We start from the raw sequence: 22,252 nt of genomic DNA, 5'->3' as shown, positions 1-22,252 counted from the left end.
GAACCAGTCCACATTTCGGATTTTCGGTAGTGGCAATGCGCTGTGGTTGCATTCAAAATTTGTCACAGAATTGGCGCCAAGGTACTGACGTATGGCAGGCATAATGTTCACTCAAACGGCAAATCTGATGGAACATTCGGCGAAAGTGACTGTCGTACCCACATCCCGCGGCCCGCTCCGAGGAACCGCTTTCCTGAACTCAACCGGTTAACTATATGCGCCCAATGAAACAGGCAGTCTATTCCAGCCGCACCGCAGACAAGTTCGTCGTGCGCCTTCCCGACGGCATGCGCGAGCGTATCGCCGAGGTCGCCCGCACCCATCATCGCAGCATGAACTCAGAGATCATCGCGCGCCTGGAGCAGAGTCTCATTCAAGAAGGTGCGCTGGGCGAAGAACTGAGCATGCGCCTGGACAGCCCCGAGCTTTCGCTGCACGAACGGGAACTGCTGCAACGTTTCCGCCAGCTCTCCCACCGTCAGCAGAACGCGCTGGTTGCGCTGATCGCGCACGATGTGGAGATGGCCGCCGAAGCTGACGCTTCATAGGCTTTACCTGGGCGCGGTGCATGTATGTGCATCTACAGAAAAGGCCAGCGCAATGCTGGCCTTTTTCATTTGAGCTGGCTACATAAGAAACAGCGTAGCCAACCCTAGAAATATGAAGAAGCCGCCGCTGTCCGTCATGGCGGTAATCATCACGCTGGCACCCATGGCAGGGTCCTTCCCAAGCTTGGCCAACGACATCGGAATTACAACCCCCATGAAAGCGGCCAGCAGCAGATTGAGCGTCATGGCAGCTGTCATGACCAGGCCCAACGACCAACTGTGATAGAGCATCCAGGCCACGACACCGATTACACCGCCCCAGATCAGACCATTGAGCACTGCCACCGACAGCTCTTTCTTGAGCAGACGCCGGGTATTCCCCGTGCTCACCTGGTCCAGCGCCATGGCGCGAACGATCATGGTGATGGTCTGGTTGCCCGAGTTGCCGCCAATGCCGGCCACGATGGGCATGAGCGCGGCCAACGCCACCAGGCGCTCGATGGAGTCCTCGAACAGGCCGATCACCCGCGAAGCGACGAAGGCCGTGATCAGGTTGATCGCCAGCCAGGACCAGCGGTTGCGCAACGAACGCCACACCGAGGCGAAGATATCCTCTTCCTCGCGCAAGCCTGCCATGTTGAGGACTTCGCTTTCGCTCTCCTCGCGGATGAGGTCGACCATTTCATCGATGGTAAGACGGCCGATGAGGCGACCGTTCTTGTCCACCACCGGCGCCGAGACCAGATCATAACGCTCGAAGGCTTGCGCGGCCTCATAGGCATCGGCGTCAGGATGAAAGGTCACCGGGTCACTGGCCATGACCTCCGCCACGCGCTTGTCCGGGTCGTTGACCAGAAGGCGCTTGATCGGGAGCACGCCCTTGAGCACGCCTTCCTGGTCGATCACGAAGACCTTGTCGGTGTGCCCGGGCAGCTCGCGCAAACGCCGGAGATAGCGGAGTACGACCTCCAGGGTGACATCTTCGCGAATGGTCACCATCTCGAAGTCCATGAGGGCGCCGACCTGGTCTTCCTCGTAGCTCAACGCCGAGCGCACCCGCTCGCGCTGCTGGGCATCGAGGCTTTCCATCAGCTCATGGACTACATCGCGCGGAAGCTCCGGAGCCAGGTCGGCCAGCTCGTCGGCGTCCATCTCCTTGGCAGCGGCGAGCAGCTCATGGTCTTCCATGTCCGCAATGAGGGTTTCCCGCACCGCATCCGACACTTCCAGGAGAATGTCGCCGTCACGCTCAGCCTTGACCAGCTGCCATACCGTCAAGCGGTCGTCCAGCGGCAAGGCCTCGAGGATATAAGCGATGTCGGCCGAGTGCAGGTCATCGAGCTTGCGTTGCAGCTCAACCAGGTTCTGCCGGTGGACCAGGTTCTCTACGAGGGCTTGATGCTGCCCTTCCTGCCGGTGAGTGAGATCTTCGACCACCCGCTGCTTGTGCAGCAGCTCGACCACTTGGCCCAGGCGGTCCTGCAGGCTCTCACGCAGGTCTTTAACTTCGACTTCGGACATAGGTGTACTCCACTCCCAGTAGTGGACCACACCGGGAGATCAAACTTTCAATGCTATAGGGGCCAACAGCGTGGTGGAGCTTCTACTGGGTAAGTCCATGAAAGGCGTTCCAATGCCCCGGCGGGGCAGACGGCGGCAATGATACTCGCTCATACGCCTTTTTGGTTACTAAATTCTGGATTTACAAATGCTTGGCTGCGGTTGCTGCTTGGGTATAGCAGCTTTATATGACGAAGCATCCAGCAACAACCCAAGGCCCGCCGCCACCCGCTCCACCGCTAACCTTTGAACCTCAGGACCCCACGGCCAAGGAGGCGATCATGATCCGCAAGCAGAGCTTGCCCGCCCTTACCCTTTTCCTCGCTCAGGTCGGCGTGGCCAGCGCCACGACCGTGCACCACTGTACCGGCGAGCAGGGCGAACCCAGCTACACCTTCAGCAGCTGTGCCAATGGCGAGGCGGGCCGGCCCCTGCGAGCCTGGAACCCGCCCCCAGGAAGTGTGACGCCCGGCCCCGCGCCCTCGCCTGAAGCCACGACCGACAACCCGCCCGCAAGGCGACCGGCGCACGAACCTACCCTTGCCAGCGTACCAATGCCACGGCGCAGCGAAGCCCGGCAAACGATTGGGCCGACTCGAGAAACAAAATCCAGGGAGCCAACGCAGAAGAAGGCCAAGAAAAAGCCCGCACGCTATGTGCCCTGGCGTTGAGCGCCTGAGAGGTTCATGCAGGCGAAAAAAAACCGCATCCAAGGATGCGGTTTTCAAAAATGGTGCACTCAGGAGGATTCGAACCTCCGACCGCTCGGTTCGTAGCCGAGTACTCTATCCAGCTGAGCTATGAGTGCGGATGGGTGTTTGTTAAACCAGTCAACCCCTGGTACTAGACTCACGGATGATTCCGGCAAGCCTGATATGGTGCACTCAGGAGGATTCGAACCTCCGACCGCTCGGTTCGTAGCCGAGTACTCTATCCAGCTGAGCTATGAGTGCAGATGGGCGTTTGATGAACCAGTTACCCCTGGTATAAGACTTCGAGGAGAACCTCGCAATCCTAGTATGGTGCACTCAGGAGGATTCGAACCTCCGACCGCTCGGTTCGTAGCCGAGTACTCTATCCAGCTGAGCTATGAGTGCATTTACTGCTCTAGCAGCCCGCACTGCGGCGGACTGCTTGAATATGGCGGAGAAGGGGGGATTCGAACCCCCGACACCCTTTTGAGGTGTACTCCCTTAGCAGGGGAGCGCCTTCGGCCACTCGGCCACCTCTCCGTAACACGGGGCGTATATTAACCACGTTCTTTCCCGTTTGCAAACAAAAAAATCGAAGAAAATTAAAGGCTTGGTTCTTCGTCTTTCTCCTTGCGGATTCGCTGGTAGATTTCTTCACGGTGAACCGCCACTTCCTTGGGCGCATCGACGCCCAGACGGACCTGATTGCCTTTGATGCCCAGCACGGTCACGGTGATTTCGCCATCGCCAATGACCAGGCTTTCCGTGCAGCGGCGCGTCAAGATGAGCATGAGGATCTCCTAAAGGGTTTCGAGGGAAGGTCTGCAAAAAAGGGCGTCACGACCGGCCTTGCCGGCCGCTTGCCAAAAAGCGTGGACATTGGCCCGCGCAAAAAGAAAAAGGGCGCGGACCAGGCCGCGCCCCAGGTGGACGCCTCACTCGCCCTGACGGGCGCCGGCATCCAGGTCGAACGCCGTATGCAGGGCGCGCACGGCCAGCTCAAGGTATTTCTCCTCGATCACCACCGAAACCTTGATTTCCGAGGTGGAGATCATCTGGATATTGATGCTCTCCTTGGCCAGGGCTTCGAACATGCGACTGGCGACACCGGCGTGGGAGCGCATTCCTACCCCGACGATGGACACCTTGGCGATCCGGGTATCCCCCACCACTTCCCTGGCACCGATTTCCGCCGCGGTGGCCTGGAGCACGCCCAGGGCCTTCTGGTAATCGTTGCGGTGCACGGTAAAGGTGAAATCGGTGGTGTTATCGTGCGAGACATTCTGCACGATCATGTCTACCTCGATATTGGCCGCGCTGATCGGCCCCAGGATCTTGAAGGCCACGCCCGGGGTGTCGGGGACACCACGGATGGTCAGCTTGGCTTCGTCGCGGTTGAAGGCGATGCCGGAGATGATCGGCTGTTCCATGGTTTCCTCTTCGTCGATTGTGATCAGGGTCCCTGGACCCTCTTGGAAGCTGTGCAATACGCGCAGCGGAACGTTGTATTTGCCAGCGAACTCCACAGCGCGGATCTGCAGCACCTTGGAACCGAGGCTGGCCATTTCCAGCATTTCCTCGAAGGTGATCTTGTCCAGCCGCTGGGCCTGCGCGACCACTCGAGGGTCAGTGGTGTACACGCCGTCCACGTCGGTGTAGATCTGGCACTCATCCGCCTTGAGCGCCGCCGCGAGGGCCACGCCAGTGGTGTCGGAACCGCCGCGGCCCAGGGTGGTGATGTTGCCGTTCTGGTCAACGCCCTGAAAACCGGCGACCACGACCACTCGCCCGGCTTTCAGGTCTTCGCGCAGCCGCTGGTCGTCGATCTGCAGAATGCGCGCCTTGTTATAGGCGTCGTCCGTGAGGATCCGCACCTGGTTGCCGGTGTAGGACACCGCTGGCACACCGCGCTTGATCAGCGCCATGGCCAGCAAGCCGATGGTCACCTGCTCGCCGGTCGATACCACTACGTCCAGTTCACGCGGCTCCGGCTGGTCGCTGATCTGCCTGGCCAGATCGATCAGCCGGTTGGTTTCCCCGCTCATCGCTGAAAGCACGACCACCAGGTCATGCCCTTGCTCGCGGAATTTCTTGACCTTGTCGGCCACTTGCTCGATTCGCTCGATCGAGCCCACCGAGGTGCCGCCAAACTTCTGTACGATCAAAGCCATTTCAACGCCGCCTCAAGCCCAACAGGGCCCCCATTAATCGTCCCCCCCGCCACGCCACGGCACGAACCGTGGCGTCCGGCGGCCTTACAATCCTTGCTCAGCGAAAGGCAGCGCCAGCGCCAGCGCCTGGTCCAGCGCGGCGGCATCGACACCACCACCCTGAGCCATGTCTGGCCTGCCGCCACCCTTGCCGCCTACAACCGCCGCGGCCTGCTTCATCAGGTCCCCCGCTTTCAGACGAGCCGAAAGGGCCTTGGTGACGCCCGCCACCAGCACGACTTTTTCATCCTGCACGCCGCCAAGGAGAATAAGGCCCTCCCCCAGCTTGTTCTTCAACTGATCGACCAGGGCCAGCAGCCCCTTGCCATCGACGCCATCGAGGCGAGCGCTCAGTACCTTCACGCCCTTGACGTCCACGGCCTGGGCGGCCAGATCGTCGCCAGCGGCGCTGGCGGCCTTGGCTTGCAACTGCTCCAGCTGCTTTTCCAATTGCCGGTTGCGCTCGAGAACGGCCTGTAGCTTGTCCAGCACGTTATCCCGGCTGCCCTTGAGCAGGGTCGCGGCTTCCTTGACCTGTTCTTCCGCGGCGTTGAGCAGGCTCAGGGCCGTGGCGCCGGTGACCGCCTCGATGCGCCGCACGCCGGAGGCCACGCCGCTTTCGCTGGTGATCTTGAACAGCGCGATATCGCCGGTGCGCTTGGCGTGGATACCGCCGCACAACTCCACGGAGAAGCCATCGCCCATGGTCAGCACCCGAACGCGGTCGCCGTACTTCTCGCCGAACAGGGCCATGGCGCCCTTGCGCTTGGCGCTCTCGATGTCCATTTCTTCGATCTGCACCGCAGTGTTGCGGCGGATCTCCCGGTTGACGATATCCTCGAGGGCCTTGATCTGCTCAGGTTTGATCGGCTCGAAGTGGCTGAAGTCGAAGCGCAGGCGCTGGCTGTCCACCAGGGAGCCCTTCTGCTGCACGTGGTCGCCGAGGATCTCGCGCAGGGCGGCATGCAACAGGTGGGTAGCGGAGTGGTTCAGGGAGGTGGCCTGTTGCAGGTCGCCTTCGACCTGCGCCTGCACCTGCTCGCCCACCTTGAGCGCGCCCAGGGCGACGACGCCATGGTGCAGGAAGGCACCACCGGACTTGGTGGTATCCGCTACCTGGAAGCGTGCGTTGCCTCCTTGCAGGTAACCGCGGTCACCTACCTGACCGCCGGATTCGGCGTAGAACGGCGTCTGGTCGAGGATGACCACGCCTTCGTCGCCTTCAGCCAGGGTATCCACCGCCTGGCCATCCTTGTACAGGGCGATGATCCTGCCCTCACCGCCATGGGTGGTGTAACCGAGGAATCGGGTGTCCTCTTCCACCTTGACCAGACTGTTGTAGTCCAGGCCGAAGGCGCTGGCGGAACGGGCACGCTCGCGCTGGGCGTTCATTTCCCGCTCGAAACCGGCTTCGTCCAGGGTGAGGTTGCGCTCCCGGGCGATGTCCCCGGTCAGGTCCATGGGGAAGCCATAGGTGTCGTACAGTTTGAAGATCACATCGCCCGGCACCACGCTTCCTTCGAGTTCGGCCAGGTCCTGCTCGAGGATCTTCAGGCCCTGCTCCAGGGTCTTGGCGAACTGCTCTTCCTCACCCTTGAGCACGCGCTCGATGTGAGCCTGCTGGCTCTTGAGCTCCGGGAAGGCTTCGCCCATCTCGGTCACCAGGGCGGCGACGATCCGGTGGAAGAAGGCGCCGCTGGCGCCCAGCTTGTTGCCGTGTCGGCAGGCACGGCGAATGATCCGCCGCAGCACGTAGCCGCGGCCCTCGTTGGATGGCAATACCCCGTCGGCGATGAGGAAGCCGCACGAACGGATATGGTCGGCGACGACCTTCAGCGAGGGCTGGCCATCGTTGCCGCAACCTATGGCCTGGGCAGAGGCTTGCAGCAGGTGCTGGAAGAGGTCGATCTCATAATTCGAATGCACATGCTGGAGCACGGCGCTGATGCGCTCCAGGCCCATCCCGGTGTCCACCGAAGGGGCCGGCAACGGGTGCAGCACGCCATCGGCGGTACGGTTGAACTGCATGAAGACATTGTTCCAGATCTCGATGTAGCGGTCGCCGTCTTCTTCCGGCGAGCCGGGCGGGCCGCCCCAGATGTCGGCGCCGTGGTCATAGAAGATCTCGGTGCAGGGGCCGCACGGGCCAGTATCACCCATGGTCCAGAAGTTGTCCGACGCATAGGGCGCGCCCTTGTTGTCGCCGATGCGCACCATGCGCTCGGCCGGCACCCCGACCTCCTTGGTCCAGATGTCGTAAGCCTCGTCATCGGTGGCGTACACGGTGACCCAGAGCTTTTCCTTGGGCAGGTTCAGCCACTTCTCGGAGGTCAGGAAGGTCCAGGCGAAGGTGATGGCGTCACGCTTGAAGTAATCGCCGAAGCTGAAGTTGCCCAGCATTTCGAAGAAGGTGTGGTGGCGCGCGGTATAGCCGACGTTTTCGAGGTCGTTGTGCTTGCCGCCGGCGCGCACGCATTTCTGGCTGCTGACCGCGCGGGTATAGGCGCGTTTTTCCTGGCCGAGGAAACAATCCTTGAATTGGTTCATCCCGGCATTGGTGAACAGCAAGGTGGGATCGTTGGCGGGGATCAGAGAGCTCGAGGCGACACGGGTGTGGCCTTGCTCTTCGAAGAAGCGGAGGAAGGCTTCACGGATTTCTGCGCTTTTCATAGGTTCTTCCACGGAGACAGCGGCCAGGGGCTAAGCTTGCGTCGAATCGACGGCAAAGGGCCGCATTATATCGGCCCTGCCGCGTGGGTACAGTGTGTTTGTACGATTGAGTCCATCAATTGGACGATTCCAGGGCGCTTCGGCCCGGGAAGCGAGCGAACACCTCGATCACCCGCTCGATCTGGGTTGGGCTGACATCCAGGTGGGTAACCAGGCGCAGGCGCGGATTGGCGGTCAGCCAGACCCCTTCCCCCTTGGCATGACGCGCCAGGTCGGCGGCGCGCCCACCAAGGTTCAGGTAGACCATGTTGGTCTGCACCGGCTCTACTGCATAACCGAGGGCCTGTAGCCCGGCCGCCAGTCGCTCGGCATTGGTGTGGTCCTCGGCCAGGCGGGCTACCTGATGATCCAGAGCGTAAAGGCCGGCGGCCGCCAGAATGCCGGCTTGGCGCATGCCGCCGCCGACCACCTTGCGCCACCGCCGGGCCTTGTCGATCAAGGGCTCGCTGCCGCAGAGCACCGACCCCACGGGCGCGCCCAGCCCCTTGGACAGGCAGACCGACACCGAGTCGAAGTGAGCGCTGATGGCCCCAGGGGCTACGCCAAGCGCCACCGCGGCGTTGTAGAGGCGCGCGCCGTCCAGGTGCAGGCTCAGGCCGTGCTCGTCGCAGAGGGCACGAGCCGCCGCTAGGTAGCTCAGGGGCAGCACCTTGCCTTGCATGGTATTTTCCAGGGCCAGCAGACGGGTGCGGGCAAAATGGAAATCCGTCGGCTTGATGGCCGCGGCAACCTGGGTCAGGTCCAGGGAACCGTCGGGCCGGTGCTCCAGGGGCTGCGGCTGGATCGAACCGAGCACCGCGGCGCCACCGCCCTCATACTTATAGGTATGGGCCTGCTGGCCGACGATGTATTCGTCGCCGCGCTCGCAGTGAGCCATGAGGCCGAGCAGATTGCTCATGGTACCGCTGGGTACGAACAGCCCCGCCTGCAGGCCAAGCTCGTCGGCCAATCGCGCTTCCAACTGGCGTACGGTGGGGTCCTCGCCATAGACGTCGTCGCCGGTGTCGGCACGCATCATGGCGGCAAGCATGCCGGGCGTGGGGCGGGTTACGGTGTCGCTGCGCAGGTCGATGGGCATCATCGGGCGATTCCTCGAACGTCGGACGCTCAAATCTAGCACGAGGCATGGGCCAGGATTCCCGCCTGCGACCATCTGTGCTAATAATGCGGCGCCGTGCTAGCACGGTAACGTTCTCAGGGCGGGGTGAAAGTCCCCACCGGCGGTAATGGCCTGGCCTAGCCCGCGAGCGCTCGCCTCGGCGAGGTCAGCAGACCCGGTGCGATTCCGGGGCCGACGGTATAGTCCGGATGAAGAGAGAGCGGATACCCAGTCACGCCCCTGGCGCGGCAGGCTTCCCTCGTGTGCCCTGTTTATGACTCATGAACAGGAGAATCCCATGCAATCCCCTTCCGAATCGCGTATCGCGTTCATCCAGGCCAGTTGGCACAAGGATATCGTCGACCAGAGCCGGCTTGGTTTCCTCGACACCCTCGCCGGGCTCGGCATCGATGCCAGCCAGGTCGACTGCTTCGAAGTCCCGGGTGCCTACGAAATCCCCTTGCACGCCAAGCTGCTGGCGCGCACGGGTCGCTATGCCGGCATCGTCGGCGCGGGCCTGGTGGTCGATGGCGGCATCTATCGCCATGATTTCGTCGCCCAGGCAGTCATCGACGGCTTGATGCGGGTCCAGCTGGACACTGAAGTGCCGGTGTTTTCCGTGGTCCTGACCCCTCATCACTTCCACGAGGGCAAGGAACACCACGATTACTTCTTCCGTCACTTCCGGCTCAAGGGCGCCGAGGCCGCGCGGGCCTGCATGAACACCCTGGCCAAGGTCAGGGACCTCAAGGGGCTGCTGGCCTGACCATCGAGCCGTGGCGCCCCGAGCCTCGTCGACCCGGGGCTCCACGGTCGCATTCAGGCCAGGGGTTGCCCCTGGTACGGCACGATCAGGATACCGGCACGCAGGCCGTTCCTGACCTTGGGGTTGGGAAAGATGATCCGCGCGTCCTGCTCCTCCACCACCCAGCGACTATGCTCGTCCTCGGCCAGCAGATACCCGGGCGGCAACGGCGAGAAGTTTTTCACATCGGCGTCCAGGTGCAAGGTGAAGGCATCGCTGGCCTTGATGACCTCACGGGACACGCTGAACAGTTCAAGCCCTTGTAAATCCGCCTCATCGAGCTCACCGCCCCGCCCTTCGATCAGCCCGCGCAGGCATTGATCCAGACGAGACAGGTCGACTTCGGCGTTCTGTCCGAAAGGGCGAGCCTTGCCTAGCTCCAGGGTGAAGGCTTCGGCGCCGAGCTGCTCGTAGGAATAGGCGCTGAAGGTAATGGCCGGACGGTTCTGCAGCAACACGGCCTGCATGCCGGCCCGGCGCAGCCGGGCCAATTCCCGGCGGGAGTGCGCCCTGCCCTCTTTCCAGGGGTAGAGCGCGAACTGCTCGATTTCCGAGCCACGGATCGCCGTATGCAGGTCGTAATGCAGGCGCTGCCGCCCTGCCCGGCTGAAGAAACCCGCCGCCAGGCGCTCCAGCTCGAACGCCCGCATGGCCTCGAAACCGCTGGAGGCCTCGTGACGGCCGTTGAAGAGACGGTTGATGTCCTGCTCGATGTAGCGCTCCCCACGGCGGATCGCCTCGGGATTGCCGAACAGGAACAGCAACCGGGCCCGGGGCTGCAGTTCGCCACGGGCAATGGCATGGATCAGCTCGTCGAGCAGCTCGATCGGGGCGGTTTCATTGCCATGGACGCCCGCGGAAAGGAGCAGGTCCAGGCCGCTGTCGTGCTCGTCGGCTGGCTGCACTTCCAGCGCGCCCGGAGCCAGCCAGCGCAAGCAGGTGCCCCCGGTGGTCATCTGGATCTTCTGTGCCGGCTCCCGGTCGGCGAGGGTCAGTTCAAGCAGTTTGCCAAGCGACAGCATGGGCCAGGTTCCTCGCCGAGATCAGTGATGATGGCCGCAATCGGGGCCATGGACATGACCTGCCTCGTCATCACCCTGGTCCGCCGGCTCCATCTCCAGCTGCAGGCTGACCAGGTTGGTGGCCATGGGGCGCAGCAGCAGGTTGGCGTACTCGGTGTCGCCATCTTCTACATCCACGCCAATGAGCAACTGATCGTTGCCGCCCTGCTGAATCCAGATCTCCTTACCTTGCCAGACCACCGCCAGGCGGGTACAGGCGGTTTCCAGCTGGGTACCGTCGTCATCTTCAAGAATCAGCCGCAGCACATCGGACATAGTGGTATTCCCGGTCAATTGAGTTGGAAGGGATAAACCGAGCCGAGCCGCAACAGACCGGTCAGTTCATCCAGCGCCGTACGACATTCGAGCAGCAGTTGCGGGTCGGCCAGGTCGGCCTCGCCGAGGCGATCCCGATAATGACGGTCTACCCAATCAAGCAGCTGCCCATACAAGGCGTCGGTCATGATAACCCCTTGGTTCACCGCCGCCAGTTCTTGTTCGTTCAGCGCCACACGCAAGCGCAGGCAGGCCGGCCCGCCGCCGTTGCGCATGCTCTGCTTGAGGTCGAATACCCGCACCTCGGCGATCGGACCGTCGCTGCCCAGCAGGCCATCGAGGTAAGCCCACACCCGTGGATTGCCACGACATTCCTCAGGCACCACCAACACCATGCGGCCGTCCGGGCGAGTCAGCAGCTGGCTGTTGAACAGGTAGGAACGCACGGCGTCCTCCACACTGACCTGATCCCTCGGCACAGCGATGGCCTGGAACCGGCCGCCGCGGGCGGCGAGCTTGGCATCGAGTTCGCCAAGTACCTGGTCGGTATCGAGGAATGCGTCCTGATGATGAAACAGCACTTCGCCGTTGCCCACGGCGATCACATCATTGTGGAACACGCCCTGGTCGATCACCGCCGGGTTCTGCTGGGCGAACACCGTGCCGGCCTCGCTCAGCCCATGCAAGCGGGCCACGGCCTGGGACGCTTCCAAAGTCTGCCGGGCAGGATAGCGCTGGGGCGCCGGGCGCCGACTGTCGAACGCGGCGCGGCCGTAGACGAAGAACTCTACGCCCGGCTCGCCGTAGGCCCGGCACAGGCGGGTATGGTTGGCCGCGCCCTCGTCGCCGAACTGCGCCACCGCCGGCAGTGCCGCATGGTGCGCGAAATGCGTGCTGTCGGCGAACATGGCCGCCAGCACCCGGCTGGTGGTGGGGTGCTCGATACTGCGGTGATACTTGCAGTTAAGGTTGGCCGCGGTGAAATGCACGCGCCTGTCCGCGGTATCGGCGCTCGGGCTGACCGTGGCGGCGTTGGCCACCCACATGCTCGAGGCCGAGCAACTGGCGGCGAGGATGGGCATCGCATCGCGCGCCGCGCTGGCGATGACCTGCGCATCGGTACCGCCAAAGCCCAGGCGGCGCAGGCCAGCGATGTCCGGGCGCTCTTGGGGAGCGAGCACCCCCTGCACGAAACCCAGGTCGGACAGGGCCTTCATCTTGGCCAGCCCTTGGCGCGCGGCTTCCTTGGGGTTGGACTGCGCCTGGCTGTTGCTCTGGGAAGCAACGTTGCCGTAGGACAGGCCACCATAGTTGTGGGTCGGCCCCACCAGCCCGTCGAAATTGACTTCAAACGCTTTCATCGGCTCGGCTCCAGCAAGTTCTCGTGCGTTACAGGGTCACGCCGGGCGTGAGCGTGGGCGGCAGGCTGACCCGTTCGGCCTCCAGGGAGGCCACCGGGAAGGCGCAGTAGTCTGCGGCGTAGTAGGCGCTGGCACGGTGATTACCCGAAGCGCCAATGCCGCCGAAGGGCGCGCTGCTGGCCGCCCCGGTCAGTTGTTTGTTCCAGTTGACGATGCCGGCGCGGCTATGCAACCAGAAATGCTGGTAGCGCTCGGCCGAGTCCGACAGCAGGCCGGCTGCCAGGCCGTAGCGCGTGGCGTTGGCCTCGGCGATGGCCTGGTCGAAGTCTTGGTAACGCACCACTTGCAACAGCGGGCCGAACAACTCGTCGTCAGACTTTTCGGCGATGGCGGTGACGTCCATTACCCCGGCGGTAAGCAAAGCGGCGTCGGGGCTTGGCTGAGTCATGGCCAGCAAGGCCCGACCGCCCTGGGCCAGTAGCGCGGCCTGCGCCTCCATCAAGGCTTTGGCGGCCGCCAGCGACACCACCGCTCCCATGAAGGGCGCGGGCTGCTCATCGAAGGCGCCTACCCGCAGGTTACGCGCAACTTCCACCAAGCGATCCAGCAGGCGGTCACCCCATTCGCCGGCCGGTACCAGCAGGCGGCGGGCGCAGGTGCAACGCTGGCCGGCGGAGATGAACGCTGACTGCACGATGGTATAGACGGCAGCATTCAGGTCTTCCACCTCATCCACCACCAGCGGGTTGTTTCCGCCCATCTCCAGGGCCAGGATCTTGTCAGGCCGGCCGGCGAACTGCTGATGCAGGTGATTACCGGTACGGCTCGATCCGGTGAAGAACAGCCCGTCGATGTCCGCCGCGGCCAGGGCGACCCCGGTCTCCCGGGCACCCTGCACCAGGTTCAGCACACCGGCGGGCAAGCCCGCCTGCTCCCAGCACGCCACCGTCAGGGCCGCCACCGCCGGGGTCAGTTCGCTGGGTTTGAACACCACGGTATTGCCCGCCAGCAAGGCCGGCACGATATGCCCATTGGGCAGATGCCCCGGGAAGTTGTAAGGCCCGAATACGGCCACTACGCCGTGGGGCTTGTGACGCAGCACAGCATTGGCATCACCGAGCACGCTTTGCTTCTCGCCCGTACGCTCGCGATAGGCCTGTACCGAGATCGCCACCTTGTTGATCATGCTGGTGACCTCAGTGGCCGCTTCCCATAGCGGCTTGCCGGTTTCCTCGCCGATGCAGCGCGCCAGTTCATCCGCGCGAGCCTTCAGCCGCTCGGCGAAGGCCTGCAGGTGAGCGACGCGGGCATCCAATGGCAGTGACGCCCAAGCAGGAAAGGCCTGGCGAGCAGCGGCCACGGCTGCGTCAACCTGGGCCGCCGATGCCCCCTGGCCCTGCCACAGTACCCGCTGGCTCACGGGATCGAGAGACTGGAAGGCCTCGCCTTCGCCTGCGAGCCATTGCCCGCCAATGAACAGGGTAGTCATGCCTGGCCCTCCAGAGCCGTAGTGGGTGACAGGGGCACGGCGCGCACCTGGTCGCCGGCGTGAAGACGCAGACGCCGAGCGGTCAATGGGTCCACCACCAGCGTGCCGGCGGCCAGCCGCGCCGGTGCAGCGGTAATACGGCACTGCTCCAGCTGACGGTTGTGGATCAGATACACCGGTGCGTCATCGCCCGGCGTACCCACGGCCAGTACCAGGGTCTTGCTTTCCTGAACGGCGCGGATCTTGGCTACTTCGCATTCCACCGCGGGCCCGGCATCGAAGATGTCCACATAGCCCTGGTAGTTGAAGCCTTCGGCACGGAGCATGGAAAGCGCCGGCTCGGTATCGGGGTGGACCTTGCCGATCACCGCGCGCGCCGCCTCGGACAGGAAGCAGGTATAAAGCGGGAACTTGGGCATCAGCTCGGCGATGAACGCGCGGTTGCCGACGCCGGTGAGGTAGTCCGCCTGACTGAACTCCATCTTGAAGAAGTAACGCCCCAGGCTTTCCCAGAAAGGCGAGCGTCCCTGGTCGTCGGAGATGCCGCGTAGCTCGGCGATCACCTTCTTGCCGAACAGGGTGGTGTATTCGGCCATGAACAGCAGCCGCGCCTTGGCCAGCAAGCGGCCGTTGAGGCCATTGCGCATGTCGTCCCGCAGGAACAGCGAGCACAGCTCGGAATTGCCGGTCAGGTCGTTGGCCAGGAAGAGCGTGGGAATCTCGCGGTAGATGTTCAGCTCTTTGGATGCACTGACAGTCAGGCCTACCCGGTAGTTGTACCAAGGCTCGCGCTGCCCCACCGCCCCGGCGATGGCCGAAGTACCCACCACGGTGCCGTCGTCGGTTTCCAGTACGAACAGGTAGTCGGTATCCCCGCGCTCGGCTTCGCCACGGAAGCTTTTCTGCGCCCACTCCACGCGCTGGCCGAGGCGCTCTTCATTGGCCGGCAAGGTAGTCAGGCCCGGGCCGGTGCCACGGGCCAGGTCGATCAGCGCGCTAAGGTCGCTGCTGCGTACAGGACGAACAATCATGCTTTCTCCTCGGGCAGCCCAGCTGAGGGGCCGCGATCGTCCGCCTGGCCAGCGCCAGGCGGTGCACCTTGCTGTTACACCGCCACCAGGCGCACGCTGGCGCCTTCACCGACACCCAGGCGCTCGGCCACCGCGGCGGGCAAGCCCACCGGCTTGCCGGGCGCCCAGTCCAGTTCCAGCAGGGCGGCGCGGTAGTCCTGCAACTGACAATTGGCGACCAGGTACGGCCGCCCGCCCTTGCCGGTTTCGTCGATTCGCACCGGCACCACCCGGCTGGTGGCGATCGAACGGATATTGGCGACCCGGGCATGCAGGGTCGGCCCGCCGTCGAAGATGTCGATGTAATGTTCGGTTTCAAAGCCTTCGCGCATCAGGATGTCGAAGGTGATCTGTGCCCTGGGATGCACCTGGCCCATGGCTTCCTGGGCGGCATCCGGCAACAGCGGAACATAGATGGGGTAATGGGGCATCAGCTCGGCCAGGAAGGTCCGGCTTTTCAACCCGCAAAGCCGCTCGGCCGCCGCGTAGTTGATATCGAAGAAATTACGCCCGATCGCGTCCCAGAACGGGGAATCCCCTGCTTCGTCGCTGTATCCCACGATTTCGGTCACCACCGAGTCGGCGAAACGCTCGGGATGGTTGGCCATGAACAGCAGCCTGGCCCGGGAATTGAGCTCAGCCCAGGGCGTGCTGACCAGCTCTGGCAAGACATAGAAACTGGTCAGCAGGCTGTTGCCGGTCAGATCGTGGCACTGGGAGAGTACATGGATCTTGTTGTGGATCTTCAGTTCACGAGAGGCATGAACGAAGGTCTCGTTGCGAAAGCTATAGAACGGCTCTGAATAGCCAGCCGACGCCACGATGGCCGAGCAGCCGACGAGCCGCCCCTGGGCGGTGTCTTCCAGCACGAAGAAATAGCTTTCTTCGCCGTTGAAGCTCACCTCGGCGGCAAAGGAAGCCTCGGATGCCACGATCTTGTCGCGCAGACGCTCGAGATCGTCGGGAAGGGACGTGACACCGATGGGGCTGTCCGCGGCGAGCCGTTGCACCTCGTCCAGGTCAGCCATTTGCGCCGGGCGCATTACGAGCATGGTGCCACTCCTTGAATCGGAAAGAAGAAGCGGGGCGCCAGGCACCCCGCCAGTCACTGCGACCGGCCAGCCACACCGGTCAGGCACGGCCAGTCAGGCTTGGGTCAACTGGGCAACGGCGCGTTCGAAGCGGTCCAGGCCTTCGTCGATGTCAGCCTCGTCGATGACCAGGCTCGGAGCGAAGCGGACCACGTCCGGGCCGGCCTGGAGGATCATCAGGTCCTGACGCTCGGCGGCATTGAAGAACTCCTTGGCCTTGCCTTTCCAGGGGTCGCTTAGCACGCAGCCGATCAGCAGGCCCATGCCGCGCACCTGGTTGAACACACCATAGCGCTCGCCGATGGCGCGCAAGCGGGTAGCGAAACGCTCATGCCGAGCCTGCACCCCGGCCAGTACCTCGGGCGTATTGACCACGTCGACTACCGCCTCGGCCACCGCGCAGGCCAAGGGATTGCCGCCGTAGGTCGTGCCGTGCACACCTACGCTCAGGTGTTTGGCGAGCTTCTCGGTGGTCAGCATGGCCCCGATAGGGAAACCACCCCCCAGGCTCTTGGCGCTGGAGAGCACATCGGGCGTCACGCCGTAATGCATGTAGGCGAACAGCTTGCCGCTACGGCCCATGCCGCTCTGCACTTCATCGAACACCAGCAGGGCATTGTGCTGGTCGCACAGGGCGCGGGCACCTTCGAGGTAGGCCTTGTCCGCCGGCAATACCCCACCCTCGCCCTGGATAGGCTCCAGCACCACGGCGCAGGTCTTGCCCGAGATCGCGGCCTTGAGAGCGTCAAGATCGTTATAGGGCACATGGGTGATGCCTTCGATCTTCGGCCCGAAGCCATCGGAGTACTTGGGCTGGCCGCCCACGCTCACGGTGAACAGGGTGCGACCATGGAAGCTGTTGACCGCGGCGATGATCTCGCACTTCTCGGGGCCGAAGTTATCATGGGCCACGCGACGCGCCAGCTTGAAGCAGGCTTCGTTGGCCTCGGCGCCGGAGTTGCAGAAGAACACGCGCTCGGCGAAGGTCGCCGCCACCAGCTTCTTGGCCAGGCGCAGGGTAGGCTCGTTGGTGAACACGTTGGACACGTGCCACAGCTTGTTGGCCTGCTCCGTCAGCGCCTTGACCAGGGCCGGATGGGCATGGCCCAGGACGTTCACCGCGATGCCGCCGGAGAAATCGATGAGTTCACGGCCAGCCTGGTCCCAGACACGAGACCCGGCGCCACGCACAGGGATGAACCCGGCCGGAGCATAATTGGGGACCATGACCTGGTCGAAATCGGCGCGTTGCACCTGGGCGTGATCAGCGGACATCAGCGTCTCCTGAAGCGAAGCGTCGGCCCGAGAGTGGCCGACGATGGGGGGATTGTAAGGAGTGGTCGGGCCGGGGCCTTGCCGCCAAGCGACAACTTGTTACAGCCGCACACCCCGGAAACAGGGGGTTTTCAGCAATGCGACATATAGGGTCACAAAGGCGTAAGTTTAAAGGAGGTCAAACCGAGGGGGCCAGTAAAGGTGGCGAACTGCTGTTCAAGGCAACTCTACGGCTGGCTAATCGGAATTTGCCAGCTTCGCCGGTTTTTGGACATCAGGGGGCGATGATTGAAGAGTACATACCGATTGCGCACGCGCCTCAAGTAAGGTTTCGCCTTTACGGCGACCCCCTTTGTTTCGGCAAAGGGGGGAAACCATTCGCGCTTTTCGTTCGGCCCCCGCCAAGGCGGGGGTTCCCTCCTTCCGGCATGGCTCGGGCTTGGGACGCGTCGACAGGGCATCCCTGCCCTGGCGCCGCTCGCCCGCCTTCCCTGGCGGGCGCCCAGCTTCGCCATGCCTCCACTCGGCCGAGCCGAGGCGCATTCCGCGGCGCCTGTGCCATTTGTGCAAGTCTCGCTAGTACCAGCCCGAACTCACCCTCGCTCAGCCGGCACCGGCGCCAGCTCGAAAGGGCTGCCGGCGCGACGCTGGTTCCGGTCCTCACGGGGCGTAGCCCCAAAGAAATTCCGGTAGGCGCTGGAAAAATGCGGGCCCGACGAGAACCCGCACGACAGCCCGATCTGGATGATCGACTTGCTCGTCTGCATCAGCATCTGGCGCGCCTTGTTCAGGCGCAGTTCCAGGTAATACTGGCTGGGCACCCGGTTCAGGTACTGCTTGAAGATGCGTTCCAGCTGTCGTCGCGAGACGCACACGTGCTGGGCGATCTCATCCGTGGTCAGCGGCTCCTCGATATTGGCTTCCATCAGGAGCACCGCCTGGGTCAGCTTCGGATGACTCGACCCCAGCCGGTTCTGCAATGGAATGCGCTGGCGCTCGGCCCCTTCGCGAATGCGCTCGACCACCAGCTCTTCGGACACCGCGCCGGCCAACTCGGCGCCGTGGTCGCGGGTCAGCAGCGCTAGCATGAGGTCAAGCACGGCCAGGCCGCCGCAAGCGGTGAGGCGATCGCGGTCGCAATCGAACAGGTGACTGGTGGCGATCACCTTCGGAAAGCGCTCACTGAAATCGTCCTGCCAGCGCCAATGCACCGAGGCACGGTAGCCGTCGAGCAGGCCCAATTGGGCCAAGGGATAGATACCCGCGGACAAGCCGCCAATCAGGCAGCCGCCGCGTACCTGCTGCTTGAGCGCGCTGGCCAGGGCCGCCGGCATGGTCGGCGGCGGCTCGTCCGCTACCAGGAATAATTTCTGGCATCCTTCCAGCCGCCCCGTCCAAGGCTCGCCAGGCAACTGCCAACCATCGGCGCCCAAGGCTTCGGCATGCAGGAACACCGGTTCATAAACGACCTCGGGATGAACCCGGCTGGCAACACTCAAGGCTTCCTCGGCCAGTGCCAGGGTCAGCGCCCTGGTGCCGGGCCAGATGAGAAAACCGATACGCTGGGCAGTCATTGAGACACTCACGCAAAAGAAGGCGGACAAGGGCGAGCGGCGAGCTTGGCCTGCTTATTTAAGACTACCGGAGAGGAACTGGCGCAGGCGCTCGGACTGAGGGTTCGCCAGGACTTCCCGCGGGTTGCCCTGCTCTTCCACCAGCCCCTGGTGCAGGAAGATGACTTGGTTGGACACTTCCCGCGCAAAGCCCATCTCGTGAGTGACCACCACCATGGTCCGCCCTTCCTGGGCGAGAGACTGCATTACCTTGAGCACATCGCCCACCAGCTCCGGATCCAGCGCGGAGGTGGGCTCGTCGAACAACATCACCTCCGGCTCCATGGCAAGGGCCCGGGCGATCGCCACCCGCTGCTGCTCGCCGCCGGACATATGGCCAGGATAGGCATCCTTACGGTGGGTCACCCCTACCTTCGCCAGGTAATACTCCGCTTTTTCCAGGGCCTCCTTCTTGCTCACCCCCAGTACATGCACCGGGGCCTCGATCACATTCTGCAAGGCGGTCATGTGCGACCACAGGTTGAAATGCTGGAACACCATGGCCAGCCGCGAACGCAGGCGCTGGAGCTGCTTGGGATCACCGGCCTTGAGCCCGCCGGCCTTGTTGGGTACCAGCTTCAGGGCTTCGTTGTTGAGCAGGATGTTTCCCGACCAGGGCTGCTCGAGCAGGTTGATGCAGCGCAGGAAGGTGCTTTTGCCCGAACCGCTGGAACCGATGATGCTGATCACGTCGCCGGCTCTGGCTTGAAGGCTGACGCCCTTGAGCACTTCGTGGCTGCCATAGCGCTTGTGCAGGTCCTGGACTTCGAGTTTGTTCATGGAGTCGGTCTCTGAAATATGGCCGGGCGGCGCGATGCCGCCCGGGAACGCGTCAGCCCTTGCGTGGCGCCAGATAGCCGAGCCAGCGCCGCTCGGCCAGCTTGAACAGCCGCACCAGGATGAAGGTCAGGGCCAGGTAGATGGCCCCCGCGGTGATGTAGGCCTCGAACGGCAGGTAATACTGGGCGTTCACGGCCCGGGCGGCGCCGGTGATGTCCATCAGGGTCACGATGGAGGCCAGGCTGGTAGTCTGCAGCATCATGATCACTTCGTTGCTGTATTGCGGCAGCGCGCGGCGCATGGCCGAAGGCAGCAGGATGCGCCGATACATCAGGGCACGGGACATGCCCATGGCGCGGGCCGCCTCGATCTCGCCATGAGGCGTGGCCCGCAGACTGCCGGCGATGATCTCGGCGGTATAGGCGCTGGTATTGATGGCGAATGCCAGGCAGGCACAGAAGGTGGCGCTGGACAACCACGGCCAGAACACACTTTCCCGCACGGCCTCGAACTGCGCCAGGCCGTAGTAGATGAGGAACAACTGCACCAGCATGGGCGTGCCGCGAATGACGTAGGTGTAGGTCCAGGCCAGGGCGTTGACCCATGGCCTGCGCGAAACCCGCATCAGTGCCAGCGGGAAGGCCACCAACAATCCTGCGACCAGGGAAATGGCCAGCAGCTTAAGGGTTTCGAGCAGCCCTTCCAGGTACAGCGGCAGGCTGGCCTGGATCACGGTGTAGTCGAAAATCATAGTTCAGCCGTCCTTACGCCCGCCGAATAACGTCGCTCGAGCCATTTGAGCAGCAGCAGCGAGACACTGGTGATGATCAGGTAGAGCCCGGCGACGGCCAGGTAGAAGGTGAAGGGCTCTCGGGTCGCGTCCGCCGCCTGTTTGGCCTTGAACATCATGTCCTGCAGACCGACCACGGAAATGAGCGCGGTGGCCTTGGTCAGCACCAGCCAGTTGTTGGTGAAGCCGGGAATGGCCAGGCGGATCATCTGCGGCACCAGCACGCGGAAGAAGATCTGCAGGCTGCTCATGCCATAGGCCATGCCCGCCTCGGCCTGGCCCTTGGGGATACCCATGAAGGCGCCCCGGAAGGTCTCGGACAGGTAGGCACCGAAAATGAAGCCCAAGGTGAAGACACCGGTGAGCAGCGGGTCCAGGTCGATGTAGTCGTCGTAGCCCAGCAGGGGCGCCACTCGGTTCACCACATCCTGGCCGCCGTAGAAGATCAGCAGGATCAGCACAAGGTCCGGGATGCCGCGAATCACCGTGGAATACAGCTCACCCAGCCATGCCAGTACCCGCACCGGGGAGAGGCGAAACGCAGCGCCCACCAGGCCCAGCACGATCGCCAGCGCCATGGACGAGAGCGCCAATTGCAGGGTCAGGCCGACCCCCTCGAGGATGACCTCGCCGTAGCCTTTCAACATGCTCGCAAGCCTTCAGAGTGAGCGTCACGCGCTCAGGGCGGAAAAACGAAGCGGGGCCGCGCACGGCCCCTGCTCGCGGAGGGGATGCGGTTATTTGCCGTAGATATCGAAGTCGAAGTACTTGTCCTGGATCTGCTTGTACGTACCGTTGGCGCGAATGGCAGCGATGGCCGCATTGAGGCGCTCCAGGTTGGCGCTGTCGCCTTTGCGCACGGCGATGCCCACGCCGTCACCGAAGTACTTGACATCGGTGAAGGCCGGCCCGGCGAAGGCGTAGCCCTTGCCGGCGTCCGTTTTCAGGAAGCCATCCTGCAGCAGCGTGGCATCGGCCAGGGTGCCATCCAGGCGGCCGGCGGCGAGGTCGAGGTAGACCTCGTTCTGGGAGGCATAGGGTTTGACGTTCACGCCCTTGGGCGCGAGCACTTCATTGGCGAAGCGTTCGTGGATGGAGCCACGCTGCACGCCGATGTTCTTGCCGCTCAGGCCACCCAGGCCGTCGTCTACGCTGGTGCCCGCCTTCATGACCAGGCGCGCCGGAGTGTTGTAGTACTTGCCGGTGAAGTCCACCGACTTCTTGCGGTCGTCGGTGATGGACATCGAGGAGAGGATGGCGTCGATCTTGCGCACCTTCAGCGAGGGGATCAGGCCGTCGAACTCCTGCTCGACCCAGACGCACTTGACCTTCATCTCGGCGCACAGCGCGTTGCCGATGTCATAGTCGAAGCCCACGATGCTGCCGTCCGGTGCCTTGGAGGCGAACGGCGGGTAGGCCGCTTCGATACCGATCTTCAACGGCTTGTCTTCGGCCGCGGCGGTAAACGAAAGCACGGACAGCGCCAGGGCACCAAGCAGTGCGAGCTTCTTCATGGGAGTACTCCATCGGATGGCGGCGCTGGCAGGGCCAGGCGCGGAGCCAGGATAAATCGCGCCACCGAAGCGGAGGCGAGTGCTGGGCATTTTAACGGCGAGTCGGAGCGGGAAATTTCTGCAATGCGACAACATATTACAGAAGCCTGGCCGAGTGGAACCGTCCACCTTGACAGCCAGGATCCCTGTTGATCTAGAAGCGGTAAGCCAACCAGAAGCTACTGCAAATTTCAAGCCCACCGATCTGACCCCTGTACTAGAGGCATCGGCGGGCGCCTTCCAACGCTT

20 protein-coding genes, 4 tRNA genes and 1 riboswitch are annotated in these 22,252 nt (G+C 63.3%); of the genes, 3 read left to right on the top strand and 21 right to left on the bottom strand.

The features are described 5' to 3' along the window. Nucleotides 1-215 precede the first annotated feature (215 nt). A complete protein-coding gene (locus tag ACP691_RS04555) occupies nt 216-548 on the top strand; it encodes an Arc family DNA-binding protein (RefSeq protein ID WP_040262275.1) in 333 nt (110 codons plus the stop codon). 78 nt (nt 549-626) lie between these two features. On the opposite strand, the gene mgtE is transcribed toward ACP691_RS04555, so the two are convergent. Next, nucleotides 627-2,069 carry a magnesium transporter gene (gene mgtE / locus ACP691_RS04550; RefSeq protein WP_426153803.1) on the bottom strand — a complete coding sequence of 481 codons (1,443 nt, stop codon included), beginning with the start codon at nt 2,067-2,069 and terminating at the stop codon, nt 627-629. Between the two features lie 320 nt (nt 2,070-2,389). Here mgtE and ACP691_RS04545 point away from each other — a divergent pair, with 320 nt between their 5' ends. Further along, a complete protein-coding gene (locus ACP691_RS04545) occupies nt 2,390-2,779 on the top strand; it encodes a hypothetical protein (protein ID WP_426153805.1) in 390 nt (129 codons plus the stop codon). A gap of 60 nt (nt 2,780-2,839) precedes the next feature. On the opposite strand, the gene ACP691_RS04540 is transcribed toward ACP691_RS04545, so the two are convergent. From ACP691_RS04540 to ltaE, 8 genes are all read right to left on the bottom strand, one after another. Beyond that, nucleotides 2,840-2,916, bottom strand: a tRNA-Arg gene (locus tag ACP691_RS04540). A gap of 68 nt (nt 2,917-2,984) precedes the next feature. Next, nucleotides 2,985-3,061, bottom strand: a tRNA-Arg gene (locus tag ACP691_RS04535). A 67-nt stretch (nt 3,062-3,128) separates the two neighbouring features. After that, nucleotides 3,129-3,205, bottom strand: a tRNA-Arg gene (locus tag ACP691_RS04530). A gap of 44 nt (nt 3,206-3,249) precedes the next feature. Further along, nucleotides 3,250-3,340 (bottom strand) — tRNA-Ser (locus ACP691_RS04525). A 62-nt stretch (nt 3,341-3,402) separates the two neighbouring features. Next, nucleotides 3,403-3,591: a carbon storage regulator CsrA gene (gene csrA / locus ACP691_RS04520; RefSeq protein ID WP_040262273.1), complete on the bottom strand. Its 189-nt coding sequence runs from the start codon at nt 3,589-3,591 to the stop codon at nt 3,403-3,405. A 144-nt stretch (nt 3,592-3,735) separates the two neighbouring features. Next, nucleotides 3,736-4,971: an aspartate kinase gene (locus tag ACP691_RS04515; protein ID WP_040262272.1), complete on the bottom strand. Its 1,236-nt coding sequence runs from the start codon at nt 4,969-4,971 to the stop codon at nt 3,736-3,738. A gap of 84 nt (nt 4,972-5,055) precedes the next feature. After that, entirely contained in the window at nt 5,056-7,680 is a 2,625-nt protein-coding gene (gene alaS / locus ACP691_RS04510; RefSeq protein ID WP_426153807.1) for an alanine--tRNA ligase, read from the bottom strand. A 115-nt stretch (nt 7,681-7,795) separates the two neighbouring features. After that, nucleotides 7,796-8,821, bottom strand: coding sequence for a low-specificity L-threonine aldolase (ltaE, locus tag ACP691_RS04505; protein WP_426153809.1), 1,026 nt, complete (start codon nt 8,819-8,821; stop codon nt 7,796-7,798). Nucleotides 8,822-8,926: 105 nt separating this feature from the next. Next, a riboswitch (FMN riboswitch) is annotated at nt 8,927-9,065 on the top strand. A 72-nt stretch (nt 9,066-9,137) separates the two neighbouring features. On the opposite strand from ltaE, the gene ACP691_RS04500 reads away from it, so the two are divergent. Next, the gene (locus ACP691_RS04500) at nt 9,138-9,605 is read left to right on the top strand and encodes a 6,7-dimethyl-8-ribityllumazine synthase (protein WP_426153811.1); all 468 of its coding nucleotides are present in this window, start codon (nt 9,138-9,140) and stop codon (nt 9,603-9,605) included. Between the two features lie 53 nt (nt 9,606-9,658). Here ACP691_RS04500 and astE read toward each other — a convergent pair whose 3' ends face one another. The 12 genes from astE to ACP691_RS04440 all read right to left on the bottom strand — a co-directional run bounded on the left by astE (nt 9,659) and on the right by ACP691_RS04440 (nt 21,964). After that, a complete protein-coding gene (gene astE / locus ACP691_RS04495) occupies nt 9,659-10,666 on the bottom strand; it encodes a succinylglutamate desuccinylase (RefSeq protein WP_426153813.1) in 1,008 nt (335 codons plus the stop codon). A 21-nt stretch (nt 10,667-10,687) separates the two neighbouring features. Next, nucleotides 10,688-10,981 (bottom strand): topoisomerase II, encoded by a 294-nt coding sequence (locus tag ACP691_RS04490; protein WP_426153815.1) that lies wholly within the window; start codon nt 10,979-10,981, stop codon nt 10,688-10,690. 14 nt (nt 10,982-10,995) lie between these two features. Beyond that, entirely contained in the window at nt 10,996-12,342 is a 1,347-nt protein-coding gene (gene astB / locus ACP691_RS04485) for an N-succinylarginine dihydrolase (RefSeq protein ID WP_426153817.1), read from the bottom strand. 28 nt (nt 12,343-12,370) lie between these two features. Further along, entirely contained in the window at nt 12,371-13,831 is a 1,461-nt protein-coding gene (astD, locus tag ACP691_RS04480) for a succinylglutamate-semialdehyde dehydrogenase (protein ID WP_426153819.1), read from the bottom strand. After that, nucleotides 13,828-14,862, bottom strand: coding sequence for an arginine N-succinyltransferase (gene astA / locus ACP691_RS04475; protein WP_426153821.1), 1,035 nt, complete (start codon nt 14,860-14,862; stop codon nt 13,828-13,830). The genes astD and astA overlap by 4 nt, the downstream gene beginning before the upstream one ends. A 74-nt stretch (nt 14,863-14,936) precedes the next feature. Next, complete coding sequence (gene aruF / locus ACP691_RS04470) at nt 14,937-15,953, bottom strand: arginine/ornithine succinyltransferase subunit alpha (RefSeq protein WP_426153823.1); 1,017 nt, start codon at nt 15,951-15,953, stop codon at nt 14,937-14,939. A gap of 93 nt (nt 15,954-16,046) precedes the next feature. Next, the gene (locus ACP691_RS04465) at nt 16,047-17,267 is read right to left on the bottom strand and encodes an aspartate aminotransferase family protein (protein ID WP_426153825.1); all 1,221 of its coding nucleotides are present in this window, start codon (nt 17,265-17,267) and stop codon (nt 16,047-16,049) included. Between the two features lie 593 nt (nt 17,268-17,860). Then, entirely contained in the window at nt 17,861-18,841 is a 981-nt protein-coding gene (argR, locus tag ACP691_RS04460; RefSeq protein WP_426153827.1) for a transcriptional regulator ArgR, read from the bottom strand. A gap of 54 nt (nt 18,842-18,895) precedes the next feature. Next, on the bottom strand, nt 18,896-19,660 hold the full coding sequence (locus ACP691_RS04455) for an ABC transporter ATP-binding protein (protein WP_040262260.1): 765 nt from the start codon (nt 19,658-19,660) through the stop codon (nt 18,896-18,898). A gap of 52 nt (nt 19,661-19,712) precedes the next feature. Then, a complete protein-coding gene (locus ACP691_RS04450; RefSeq protein WP_426153830.1) occupies nt 19,713-20,411 on the bottom strand; it encodes an ABC transporter permease in 699 nt (232 codons plus the stop codon). After that, a complete protein-coding gene (locus tag ACP691_RS04445; RefSeq protein ID WP_040262258.1) occupies nt 20,408-21,097 on the bottom strand; it encodes an ABC transporter permease in 690 nt (229 codons plus the stop codon). The genes ACP691_RS04450 and ACP691_RS04445 overlap by 4 nt, the downstream gene beginning before the upstream one ends. 90 nt (nt 21,098-21,187) lie before the next feature. Next, on the bottom strand, nt 21,188-21,964 hold the full coding sequence (locus ACP691_RS04440) for an ABC transporter substrate-binding protein (RefSeq protein ID WP_426153832.1): 777 nt from the start codon (nt 21,962-21,964) through the stop codon (nt 21,188-21,190). Between the last annotated feature and the right edge of the window lie 288 nt (nt 21,965-22,252).

Origin of the sequence: Pseudomonas sp. DC3200b2 (assembly GCF_049895785.1) — a bacterium.
GTDB lineage: Bacteria > Pseudomonadota > Gammaproteobacteria > Pseudomonadales > Pseudomonadaceae > Aquipseudomonas > Aquipseudomonas massiliensis.
This window is presented reverse-complemented; position numbering and strand designations above follow the sequence as displayed.

What these genes read in the sequence shown, in the direction of transcription:
- ACP691_RS04555 (WP_040262275.1), top strand. Translation starts at nt 216, where the DNA reads ATGCGCCCAATGAAACAGGCAGTCTATTCCAGCCGCACCGCAGACAAG.
- mgtE (WP_426153803.1), bottom strand. Translation starts at nt 2,069, where the DNA reads ATGTCCGAAGTCGAAGTTAAAGACCTGCGTGAGAGCCTGCAGGACCGC.
- ACP691_RS04545 (WP_426153805.1), top strand. Translation starts at nt 2,390, where the DNA reads ATGATCCGCAAGCAGAGCTTGCCCGCCCTTACCCTTTTCCTCGCTCAG.
- csrA (WP_040262273.1), bottom strand. Translation starts at nt 3,591, where the DNA reads ATGCTCATCTTGACGCGCCGCTGCACGGAAAGCCTGGTCATTGGCGAT.
- ACP691_RS04515 (WP_040262272.1), bottom strand. Translation starts at nt 4,971, where the DNA reads ATGGCTTTGATCGTACAGAAGTTTGGCGGCACCTCGGTGGGCTCGATC.
- alaS (WP_426153807.1), bottom strand. Translation starts at nt 7,680, where the DNA reads ATGAAAAGCGCAGAAATCCGTGAAGCCTTCCTCCGCTTCTTCGAAGAG.
- ltaE (WP_426153809.1), bottom strand. Translation starts at nt 8,821, where the DNA reads ATGATGCCCATCGACCTGCGCAGCGACACCGTAACCCGCCCCACGCCC.
- ACP691_RS04500 (WP_426153811.1), top strand. Translation starts at nt 9,138, where the DNA reads ATGCAATCCCCTTCCGAATCGCGTATCGCGTTCATCCAGGCCAGTTGG.
- astE (WP_426153813.1), bottom strand. Translation starts at nt 10,666, where the DNA reads ATGCTGTCGCTTGGCAAACTGCTTGAACTGACCCTCGCCGACCGGGAG.
- ACP691_RS04490 (WP_426153815.1), bottom strand. Translation starts at nt 10,981, where the DNA reads ATGTCCGATGTGCTGCGGCTGATTCTTGAAGATGACGACGGTACCCAG.
- astB (WP_426153817.1), bottom strand. Translation starts at nt 12,342, where the DNA reads ATGAAAGCGTTTGAAGTCAATTTCGACGGGCTGGTGGGGCCGACCCAC.
- astD (WP_426153819.1), bottom strand. Translation starts at nt 13,831, where the DNA reads ATGACTACCCTGTTCATTGGCGGGCAATGGCTCGCAGGCGAAGGCGAG.
- astA (WP_426153821.1), bottom strand. Translation starts at nt 14,862, where the DNA reads ATGATTGTTCGTCCTGTACGCAGCAGCGACCTTAGCGCGCTGATCGAC.
- aruF (WP_426153823.1), bottom strand. Translation starts at nt 15,953, where the DNA reads ATGCTCGTAATGCGCCCGGCGCAAATGGCTGACCTGGACGAGGTGCAA.
- ACP691_RS04465 (WP_426153825.1), bottom strand. Translation starts at nt 17,267, where the DNA reads ATGTCCGCTGATCACGCCCAGGTGCAACGCGCCGATTTCGACCAGGTC.
- argR (WP_426153827.1), bottom strand. Translation starts at nt 18,841, where the DNA reads ATGACTGCCCAGCGTATCGGTTTTCTCATCTGGCCCGGCACCAGGGCG.
- ACP691_RS04455 (WP_040262260.1), bottom strand. Translation starts at nt 19,660, where the DNA reads ATGAACAAACTCGAAGTCCAGGACCTGCACAAGCGCTATGGCAGCCAC.
- ACP691_RS04450 (WP_426153830.1), bottom strand. Translation starts at nt 20,411, where the DNA reads ATGATTTTCGACTACACCGTGATCCAGGCCAGCCTGCCGCTGTACCTG.
- ACP691_RS04445 (WP_040262258.1), bottom strand. Translation starts at nt 21,097, where the DNA reads ATGTTGAAAGGCTACGGCGAGGTCATCCTCGAGGGGGTCGGCCTGACC.
- ACP691_RS04440 (WP_426153832.1), bottom strand. Translation starts at nt 21,964, where the DNA reads ATGAAGAAGCTCGCACTGCTTGGTGCCCTGGCGCTGTCCGTGCTTTCG.